The sequence below is a fragment of the Bacillota bacterium genome (assembly GCA_040754315.1).
Lineage (GTDB): Bacteria > Bacillota > Sulfobacillia > DUSP01 > JBFMCS01 > JBFMCS01.
On record JBFMCS010000007.1, the window covers coordinates 1 to 10,282 of the forward strand.

9 protein-coding genes, 1 tRNA gene and 1 pseudogene are annotated in these 10,282 nt (G+C 55.6%); 5 read left to right on the plus strand and 6 right to left on the minus strand.

Annotated elements, in window-relative coordinates:
* Window positions 1–212 precede the first annotated feature (212 nt).
* The 5 genes and pseudogenes from AB1576_01340 to AB1576_01360 all read right to left on the minus strand — a co-directional run bounded on the left by AB1576_01340 (window position 213) and on the right by AB1576_01360 (window position 2,067).
* Window positions 213–545: pseudogene (locus tag AB1576_01340) on the minus strand (DUF86 domain-containing protein).
* Window positions 546–637: 92 nt separating this feature from the next.
* Entirely contained in the window at window positions 638–1,054 is a 417-nt protein-coding gene (locus AB1576_01345) for a nucleotidyltransferase domain-containing protein (protein ID MEW6080442.1), read from the minus strand.
* Window positions 1,055–1,163: 109 nt separating this feature from the next.
* Window positions 1,164–1,258: transfer RNA gene (locus AB1576_01350), tRNA-Sec, on the minus strand.
* Window positions 1,259–1,345: 87 nt separating this feature from the next.
* Entirely contained in the window at window positions 1,346–1,765 is a 420-nt protein-coding gene (locus AB1576_01355; protein ID MEW6080443.1) for a PIN domain-containing protein, read from the minus strand.
* Window positions 1,762–2,067, minus strand: a complete 306-nt coding sequence (locus AB1576_01360) for a type II toxin-antitoxin system prevent-host-death family antitoxin (GenBank protein MEW6080444.1) — start codon at window positions 2,065–2,067, stop codon at window positions 1,762–1,764. The genes AB1576_01355 and AB1576_01360 overlap by 4 nt, the downstream gene beginning before the upstream one ends.
* Window positions 2,068–2,439: 372 nt before the next feature.
* On the opposite strand from AB1576_01360, the gene sppA reads away from it, so the two are divergent.
* From sppA to AB1576_01385, 5 genes are all read left to right on the plus strand, one after another.
* Window positions 2,440–3,357 carry a signal peptide peptidase SppA gene (gene sppA, locus AB1576_01365; protein ID MEW6080445.1) on the plus strand — a complete coding sequence of 306 codons (918 nt, stop codon included), beginning with the start codon at window positions 2,440–2,442 and terminating at the stop codon, window positions 3,355–3,357.
* Window positions 3,358–3,370: 13 nt separating this feature from the next.
* Window positions 3,371–3,970, plus strand: coding sequence for a Yip1 family protein (locus tag AB1576_01370; GenBank protein ID MEW6080446.1), 600 nt, complete (start codon window positions 3,371–3,373; stop codon window positions 3,968–3,970).
* 7 nt (window positions 3,971–3,977) lie between these two features.
* Window positions 3,978–5,387: a pyruvate/oxaloacetate carboxyltransferase gene (locus AB1576_01375; protein ID MEW6080447.1), complete on the plus strand. Its 1,410-nt coding sequence runs from the start codon at window positions 3,978–3,980 to the stop codon at window positions 5,385–5,387.
* A gap of 462 nt (window positions 5,388–5,849) precedes the next feature.
* Complete coding sequence (locus AB1576_01380; protein MEW6080448.1) at window positions 5,850–8,042, plus strand: S-layer homology domain-containing protein; 2,193 nt, start codon at window positions 5,850–5,852, stop codon at window positions 8,040–8,042.
* A 605-nt stretch (window positions 8,043–8,647) separates the two neighbouring features.
* Window positions 8,648–9,853, plus strand: a complete 1,206-nt coding sequence (locus AB1576_01385; protein ID MEW6080449.1) for an FAD-dependent oxidoreductase — start codon at window positions 8,648–8,650, stop codon at window positions 9,851–9,853.
* A gap of 96 nt (window positions 9,854–9,949) precedes the next feature.
* On the opposite strand, the gene AB1576_01390 is transcribed toward AB1576_01385, so the two are convergent.
* The coding region (locus tag AB1576_01390; GenBank protein ID MEW6080450.1) for a transposase at window positions 9,950–10,282 on the minus strand (333 nt) is incomplete at its 5' end.

The following is a 10,282-nucleotide window of genomic DNA, read 5'->3' on the forward strand; positions in this document are numbered from 1 at the left end:
GCTGTCAAGCCCGACTACACCATTCTGTGGCACTACATTTTGGCCGTTCGCAGAGCCCCTAGACCCTCTACCAGCCCTTCTTTCCTTGGAACCGCCCCGTTTTGCCTCCCAACTGTAGAAGATGAGTAAGGCGGAGGACGACGAGTACACGAACTTAAGGGGTGGCCATGGCACCACCCAGCCTGGAGTAAAACCGACTTTTTCATGGCCCACTACTTAAGAAGGCCCAAGACCTTAATCAAGAAAACCTCGAAATCATCCAGTTTCCCCACTGCAATGTCGTATAGTTGATCAGGGGAAATCCCTTCATATCCATGCACCAGTCTGTTCCGAAACCCCACCATGGTTTTGAAAGTCCTCATCTCATCAGCCGAGAGTATTCCGTTCTGGGCGAGAGCCCCCAACGCATCCCTGGCGTCAGTAGGCGCATGGGCCAGATGCTTGGTGGATACATGATATGCCATGTCAATCATGGTCTCTATGGCTGTCTGCAGAGAGTATTTCAGACCACGAAAAACCCAAGGGTCTTCGAGTATGTGTTCTTGGGTTTGGTCTTGACGAGACTCTTAAATAGATTGGACTTGCTCGCGGATATAGGCTGACTTGCTCATAAGGACTTCCTTGTCGAGGCTCATCCTTACACCCCCAGTATATCTTTCAAAGCGGCGCGATATCTGGGATAATCCTCTCTGTAGCGCTGGCTGATGCGTTCAACCAGGTCAGCAACCGCCTCGCCATCGCTGCAGTAAATCAAGTATCCTTCTTTAATCACGCGAAAGGCGATCATGCTCGGCAAGGAATTTAACAATACTACATCGAAGACGTGTCCGTTATAGGGCCGCAGATCGCCAATCACGCTTTCAAGGATGCCTTCCTGGATTGGTGTTGGTAGACTCGCGATGACCACCAACGCCAAATCGATATCACTATCTGGCCGGCACAGTGTGAGGGAGGAGCCAAAATGATAAGCCCCGGCGATTTCCTCATGCCTCTGCAGTACCGGCAGGACCAACGCCTTGACTCGCTCTCGGGAGACCGATACAAGTCCGCCCATGTTCTGGATCTCACCTTTCTAGAAGACTCCTAAAAGAGGTCCCTGTATAGTACAAGACCCCATACGAGAGGGATCCTGTGTCGATAACAATAGAGTACGTATTTAGGTATGGCGGGGGCATGTGGGAATCGAACCCACCGAGGACCTTACGGCCCTCCACTGGATTTGAAGTCCAGGGGAAACACCAGTATTCCACCTACCCCCATGCTGGCTCCCGACTATATGATAGCCAGCCCCGTTCCTAATGTCAAAGCAAAAAGCCGGCAGCACCTCCAGTATTGATGAAAGAGGCTAAATCGCCAGTCCACAGTCTTTGGCGGCCCCTTGCAGTCTGCCATCGAAGGTAAGTATCTTGATCTCCGGCAAGTGGGATCTCATGGTCTTTACGAGGGAAAGGTGCCAAAGGTCGGCTCCATTCAAGCAGTACTTGCGGGCAATAGTCTTAATCTCACTTTCTCCAGGGACCGTTCTTAATGCCCTCCACGGCCCCTCGGCAAGGGTTTCCAGCGCCGCATCTATCAGGATATTGGCGAGCACTCGCTCACGGCGGAGACGGTGAATCACCGCATGTGTTTCTGCCAGGGCAAGGCTGGATAGGAAGTGGACTGCATCAAGGTGGAGATTCTGTTCGGCCAATTCGGTATGTTCATCGATGAACAGTGTCGACACCACAGCCGATGTATCCCAGTAGATGACCAGTTGCTGGGTCAAGACTGCTCACGCTCCTCCCTGAGAAACCGCTGGGCTAACCCTCCGGGCAAAGGGAGCGGTGCAGGCATCTTTCCTCGCTTTCTTGGCGGTGGTCCTATGAGACCATCTTTCTCCATACTCTCAAGGCGCTTTTCCAGTGGAAGGGGTTCATCATCCACCGGTACAATCTTGGCCACCGGGACATCCCTGTCAGTTATCAATACCTCACCCCCTGCCTGCACCCGTTTGAGAAGACGGCTAAAATTGGCCTTAGCCTCACGAACTCCCATCCTGCTGTAGTTAGAACCGGTCCGGTGACTCACAATAAACACCCCCCTAGCCTAGGATGATGATAGCCTTTGTATCCTCTGCAGTCAAGTGGCTATGTAGTCGCAGAAGTCTTTGAATCTACAGTGGTGTCGTGCACCCAAACATGGATTCTCCTTAAACACCCCCCTAGCCTAGGATGATGATAGCCTTTGTATCCTCTGCAGTCAAGTGGCTATGTAGTCGCAGAAGTCTTTGAATCTACAGTGGTGTCGTGCACCCAAACATGGATTCTCCTTGCCACAAAGCTTCTTAATGAATAAAATGAGTTTTAGATGGGAGGGAACCCGTTTGGCAAGAGCGCCGCGCGAACCTGCCAGGGACACCTGGCGTTTTTGTCTTTACTGGGGGAAGGAGGATTGCCGTTCATGAAGAGGCGAATCGTGGTCCTATCAGTCATAGGGCTCGTTGTCCTCTCTCTCGTCCTGGTTTTCACCCTGGACTTCTCTGGTGGCCGGCTCTCCCGGGCCCGGAACACTGTAGGCATCATCTACGTGCAAGGTCCCCTGCTGGGAGGAGCGTCCTCTTCCGGCCTCTTCGGCTACGTTGAAGGCTCTGACACCGTGACCTCCTACCTCCAGGAAGCCAGGAATGACCAGACTGTGAAGGCGGTGGTGGTACGGATCGACAGCCCCGGGGGGAGCGCGGGGGCGGCCCAAGAGGTGGCCCGGGAGATCGAGAAGCTGAGGGATTCCGGGAAGACCGTCGTAGCCTCCCTGGGGGACACCGCCACATCCGGCGCGTACTGGGTTGCCGCGGCCACCGAGTGCGTGGTGGCCAACCCGGGCACCGTCACAGGGAGCATCGGCGTGGTAATGCACTTCATGGACTACGTTGACCTTTACGAGAAGATCGGGATTACGCCTGATACCATCAAGTCGGGCGAGCACAAGGACATGGGGGATCCAGCCAGGCCGTTGACCGGTGAGGAGCGCGCGCTCCTCCAGGCAATGGTGGACGACATTCACCGCCAGTTCATAGAGCACGTGGCCAAGAGCCGCGGCATGCCGGTGGAGAACGTAGAAGGCTTGGCCGACGGGCGTGTATTCACCGGGAACCAGGCTCACGAAGCCGGCCTAGTGGATGAGATGGGTAACTTCGAGGATGCCATTGATGTTGCGGCGTCCCGTGCCGAGATCTGGGGCCCCTACGAAATTCAAGAATATGGCAGGCTCACACCCCTCGAGCAGCTTCTGGAGGCCCTCAGTCTGAGGAGCCCAGTTCACCAGGGATTACTCCAGTCCCTCGAGGCATACCGGAGCCTTCTGAGGTTGCCAGGTTTCTGATGGAGGTGTCCTCTTGGAGAAACGGTTGGACACTATGGGAATAATCTACGGGGTGCTGTTCTCACCCGTGGACACCATGAAGAACCTTGTGAACAGGCCCCCCCTGGGAATTGCGCTGGTCATCTTCCTCATCACCAATGCTATTGCCGCGGCGGTGAGCTACCCGGCGCTCTCCCAGGTGAGCGCGGAATTCGCCAGGGTGAGTGCTGTGGCCGGGGCCGTGCTGGGCGTCCTGTTCATGGCACTGGGGGTATCGCTGGTACACCTGTCGGCGGAGCTGCTCGGCGGTCAGGGCAGGGTAACAGTCCTCCTGTGTGTGATGTTGCTGGCATCCCTGCCCGAGGTCTTCACCGCCCCCCTCTTGGTAGTGGGGAGGGCCATGCCCGTCCTTAGCCTTGTGGGTTCCGTGGGGTTATCCATATGGGTGCTGGTACTCAGCGTCATTGGCATAAGGGAAGCCTATGGCTTCTCCACTGGCAGGGCAGTGCTGGCCTGGCTGTTGCCCGGGCTGTTTGTTTTCGCAGGCTTCGTGATCCTGGTAGTACTTCTAGGGGTTCTAGTAGCCGATTCCGCCGTCCTGGAGGAGATCCTCCAGGGGCTGTCGGAGTTCTGAAAAGGAGTTGGGTCCATTGAGGTTAGGGATTACCGATACCACCTTCAGGGATGCACACCAGTCCCTCCTGGCCACCCGGATGACTACAGGGGATATGCTTCCCATTGCGGAGACTATGGATAACGTCGGGTTTCACTCCATGGAGGTGTGGGGTGGCGCCACCTTCGACACGTGCATCCGGTACCTGAACGAAGACCCCTGGGAAAGGCTCAGGGCCATAAGGGCGGTGCTTAAGAACACAAAGACGCAGATGCTCCTCCGGGGGCAGAACCTTGTGGGGTACCGGCACTACCCTGACGATATCCTGGAGGAGTTCGTGAAGAGAGCGGTAGGGAACGGCATTGACATCATCAGGGTGTTCGACGCCCTCAATGACGTGAGGAACATGGGCAAGGCCATGGAGGTAGCGCGGGCGGAGGGTGCTCATGCCCAGGGTACTGTGGTGTACACCATCAGCCCGGTCCACAATGTGGAGCACTACGTTGAGACTGCCAGGGAACTTCGTGACCTGGGGGCCCATTCCATATGCATAAAGGACATGGCCGGAATCCTGAGTCCCATGGTCGCTCACGAGATGGTCTTGCGCCTGAAGGCGGATGTTGGGCTCCCGGTACAGATCCACTGCCACTACACCAGCGGGATGGCATCAATGACATACTGGAGGGCCATTGAGGCGGGGGTGGATGTGGTGGACTGTGCCATCTCCTCCCTGTCCATGAGCACGAGCCAGCCTCCGGTGGAGAGCCTTGTTGCCGCCCTGCAGGGGACAGCCTGGGACACTGGCTTGGACCTGGCGGCCATGGCCGAGGCAGCCAGATACTTCACTGCGGTGAGGAAGAAGTATGGGGCGTATGATGTGTCCATGCCAGTTGATGTGAACGTGCTGGTATACCAGATACCGGGAGGCATGATCTCCAACTTCTACTCCCAGCTCTCACAGCAGAACGCCCTGGACAAGATCAATGAGGTCCTGGCTGAGGTCCCCAGGGTGCGGAAGGATCTCGGGTTCCCTCCCTTGGTCACGCCTTCGAGCCAGATCGTGGGTTCCCAGGCAGTGCTCAATGTGGTCATGGGGGAACGCTACAAGATAGTCGCCAATGAGGTCCGGGACTACTTCCGCGGGAAGTATGGAAGGTCACCGGCGCCAGTGGATGACGAGGTGCGGCGGAAGGTCATCGGGGATGAGGAGCCGCTGGAAGTAAGGCCGGCTGACATCCTGGAGCCTGGCCTGGAGAGGGCTCGAAAGGATGCCGCGGCCTTCATCCAGGCTCCTGAGGACGTGCTTACCTACGCGCTGTTCCCGCAAGTAGCGGAGAAGTTCCTCAAGGACAAGATGGCTAGGTCTACCCTGGTGGACAGCGACCTGGCTAGTCAATCCCGCGATCAGGGATCTCCAGGCTTCTACCCGGCATCCTGAGAAATAGGATATCCCCCACGGCCCTGGTGTTGTAGGGCCGTTTTTCTTTGCCCACCAGCGGCTATCCCCTAGTTTGATTAACGGAACTGTAAGATTCTTGCATGGCAGGACCTGTTATAATAAAAGTTGCCCTCCATCCGAGGTGGGTTTTGGCTCCTGTCCCTATAAATCACAGAATCGTAAACTGGTGGAGAAGGAAAACGCGGGTGAACATGAAGAATATTAAGGAACCGGAATCGGCGGCCCTTTTTGGCATGGGGCGTAAACACTGGAAACAAAACGAATTATGAGGTATCAAATCGGGCCCAAACCGGGTCCGCCTTCAAGTAAAGGCCGGTTCCCCAAAAGACCCAAGGAACTGTTGCCAGAACCCTTTTGAGGGGGGGGATTGTCCGGGTAGTCGAGTTTCAGGAACATCCATAGGATACAAGCGGAAAGATGAACACTAAGGGAGGGTAATACATGAAGGGTACCAAGAGAGTACTAGCGACCATTCTCACCCTGGCCATAATGTTGTCCCTGGTCAGTGTGGCTTCGGCCGCCGAAGGACCTTTCGTAGATGTTGCTGCCAACCACGAGGCCGCTGCTTCCTTCACGCTGTTGAAACAGATCGGGGTCTACAAGGGCTATCCCGATGGAACAGCGGCACCCGACAGCCCCCTTACAAGGGCTGAGTTCGCTGCGATAGTATGCCGTATGCTGAACCGGGAGAAGTCGGCCACAGCCATGGCTGCCTATACGCCGACTTTCCCCGATGCCAATGAGACCTGGGCATGGGCCTACGGCTACGTGAACGTGGCCAGCAGCCTTGGCATCATCAAGGGTTACGAGGACGGGACCTTCAGGCCCCAGAACAACGTGACCTTCGCCGAAGCCTTCGCCATGCTGGTCCGCGCCCTGAAGTTGGATAAGGCCGCTGTGGGTGTATGGCCTGCCAACTACATGCTGGTGGCTGCGCACATTGGCCTGGATAAGGGCCTGGAGCCTGTAGCCAACCTCGCCATGACCCGCGGCGAGATGGCCGTTGCCGCCGACAACGGGGTCAAGAGCGAGTGGAAGTGGGTTATTAAGGACGAGATAGGGGATCTCGAGAAAAAGACCGGGACCAGCCTCCTGCAGACGCACTGGGCCGATGTGTATGCCGATGCAACCGCTAAGACTGTTAAGGGAGTCTTTGAGAGAGTCACCATCACTGGCAAGATTCGCGTGAGCGGTGTAAATTATGATCAAGCATCAGCACCGGTGATAATAGAAGTGGTCCTGAACGGCGACACTGTAGCAGGCACTACAAGCAGTGTACGACTTGCCGCTCTTCAAAAAGATGACGAAGTGGTGCTAACATTAGATGACAAGGATAAAGTAACAAAGGTTGCCGCAACTCGCTGGACCATCAAGAATGGGCGGCTAACGGCAGCTGCGTTGTCGGATAAAGATGATCCCACTACAGGCACCGTAACGATAACCGGCAGCGCTCCATTGAATGTTGATAGTGACAGCACCTTGATACTTAATGGCGCAAAAGTCAACCTTGGCGGACTGAAAGCGGCGTTGGAGGCGTTCATAAAGGAACACGAGAAAACTACTTTGACTACACCGCTCTTCGCTGTAGTTAATGCTAGGGTATCGGGTACAAAGATGATTGAGCTAAAAGCTGCCACCACAGATGTGGTAACGGGTACTGTTACAGGTACGGGGGCTGACCAGGATGGAGCTTACATCCTGCTTGCTGGCGACAAGATCTATACAGCCCTCACACTTGTCTTGGATGATCAAGTCAAACTGCTTCTGGATTTTGATGGTAAAGCCGTAGCCATTCTGGAGAAGGTCACTGGTGACGCTCTGACTGCCTTTGTTGGACACGTCATTGAGGTGAAGTCGACAAGGAAGGCTGACGGTAGTACCGTAAAGACCGTTAAGTTCCATACTGCTGCTGGCGTAAAGGAGTATGAAGAGACCACGCTTGTTAGTGGTACAACGCCCGTTGTCGGAAATGTGGTAATAGTTGGCACTAATGCTGGCGGCAAGATCGATCGGTATGCAACAACCGGAAGCCTTACGGTGGGTACTACCACAGTAAATCTCCAAATTGGAACCGCAGGAGTGACAAAGGTACTTGGACAGCTGAAAATTGCCACCAATATATGGGCGGACGGTAACACCGTGCTGGTGAAGTCCAGCGATGGGAAGATGTATACCGATAAGCCTGTAACCGAGCTAACCAGGCATATGATAGCGACCGTAGGATTTAAAACGGATGGAGTAGCTAGTGGTGAGCACTATGCCCAGGTTATTGTAGTGGATACCACAGCACCGACAGCTTCTAGTGCCGTTGCGGCTAATGGTACTGGCACTGCTGGTACTAAGGACGCCGGAGATAGAGTCACTATAACATTCTCCGAAGCCACCAACCAGCCAACCATCACTAGCGCTAACATCAATACGGTGCTTGCCCTGTCCGCTGGTAGCTGGCTGGACGGCGCAGGCGCGATTGGCAGTGCGACCTGGACTAGTCAAACAACCCTTGTCATCACCTTGAGTGCAGGAACGTCAGTGCCAACCGTGGCGCTCGGAGCTGTAATCACCCCGTCTTCGGCCATCACTGACCTTGCTGGTAATGCCGTAACAGGGACGGTTGCTATCACCGGAGGTTGGTAATGGCAGCCGGTTCAGATTAGGTTTGAACCTCAAACCACGTGTCAAATGCTACCAGGAAGAAGACCCCCGGGCTAGTCCCGGGGGTCTTAACCCCAACAATGGATGTCCACACAGCACCCCCGCACTGAAGAAGACTCCCATCCAACGGACGCGCCAGAACACCAAGTCTACAGTGGCGGCGCCTCACGCATAGAGGACGTTGGCCTCGAAAATGCAGACGCATTTTCATTCCCTGTTGTGCCAAACCGGCATGGGCGTTTGCCCCGAGGACAGCCGGGTAGGGACCGTTCCGGCAAAAGTAGGAAGATACAAACCCCGGAGAGAAAGCGCGGCCCTAGTAAACTATCTTCCTCAAGGCGGAGAAGAGCGAGGCACAAAAATGTCCGTAATCGACGGTCCCCACGCAATAGAAGAGATGCTTAGATTATCAGGTCCGTCAACTACGGGCTGTGGCCAAGGCCGTTCATCCCCCCTAACTGGACGCAGGAAGGCGAGGCCAGTGACTCGAATTCTCTTAAGGCAAGGATCCGGGTGTCCCCCGGTTAGACGGGACCTCAGGGACAAGATCACGGAGGCTCATATCGTCAATGGGAGGCGCCGCGTACTTGCCAAGCGACGCAGTGGTCATTGGCGGAGGGGTCGTAGGTGCCAGCCTAGCCTACTTCTTACAGCGCAACGGGCTGGATGTCACCCTGCTGGACCGGTCAGGTTTGGCATCGGAAGCCTCAGGCTCTAACTACGGCATGGTTTGGCAGCAGACCAGGCTTCCCGGGCTGGACCTTGCCATGGCCCGCCGGAGCCTAGATCTATACGATGAGCTCGTGGAAGATGCATTCGATATTGACATTGAATACGAGAAGTTGGGCGGCATGACGGTATTCACCTCTCCTCTCCAAGTCGAGGTCATGAAGAAGGTAATCCCTCAGCGACAGGCCCTAGGCATCCCCGTTCGCCTGATTAGTCGCGAGGAGTGCCTGGACATTGAGCCCAACCTCACTCCTGACGTAGTGGGTGCCACGTTCTGCCCCGATGAGGCACAGCTAAACCCCATGAAAACCACGTTGGCCTTTGCCAAGGCAGCAAGGAAACAAGGTGCCACGATCCTGGCGGAAACAGCGGTGACTGGAATAAGAACCAGCAATGGGCGCGTCCTTGGGGTAAGCACGACGAGGGGAGACATCTCTGCAGGTATCGTCATTAATGCCGCTGGTGCCTGGGCTTCAGAAGTGGGCAAGATGGCAGGCATTGATGTCAAGGTATGGCCCCAGCGGCTGCAATCAATGGTTACCGAACCTCTCGAGCACCTGATCACCCGAACGCTTCAGGGCGGGCGACAGGTTTCCCAGGAAGACCTCGACCACCCTGACGCAGTGTTCAGCTTTGCTGTGGAGATGACCGAGACACCCACCGAAGACAATCTACCCAGAGTCCCGCTCCATGATTCCGTGTTTCCTTATCTCAAGCCCACCCGCAATGGAAACATCGTCATCGGAACCACCTCGGAGTTCGCCGGTCACGACAAGAAGACCACCGCAGAGGCTCAGAACCTCATCGCCCAGCGGGCTATTCGCCTGCTGCCCGCACTTGAGAAGGCATGCATCATCCGTAGCTGGTCCAACTTCGTCCCCTTCACCTTTGATTCCCTTCCATTGATAGGAGAAGTCCCCTCGGTAAAGGGCCTCTTCCTATGCTGTGGCCACGCCCATGCCCTTGCACATGCCCCGGCGACAGCGGAAGCCCTCACACAGCTAATCTATGATGGCCATAGCGCCATTGACCTCACCGAAGCCGATGTTACACGCTATGATTGACCCGGTGATCACCTGGGATCGTCCTGCATCCTTCCGAGTCCCGCTCATGACGGCCAGGCACAATAATGGATTTGCCCGCCTTCCCTTAACCAGCAGTCAACAGATGATCCTATACTGGCCGGCCGCCTCGTCCTTGGCAAGTTCTTGGATGCCAGGTGGTTGGAGGCGCGCTGGAAGATCTGCCATTTTCACCCAAGGGTCCGGTAGGCGTTTCCGGTTGATGTTAGGGTCTGGTGCTTCCATCATGAAGAAGAGGAAGGCCTGTAGGGGATCTTCCTCTAAGGTGAGCATGGCTACCAGTACCAAAGCCTGTACTACCTCGCTTTTTGCGCTATGGATGACATCCAGTTGGTACACGCGTTTTAGTTCCTTGAATAAAAGTTCGATGCTCCACCGCGCGCCATACAACAAGGCCACATCCTCCGCGCT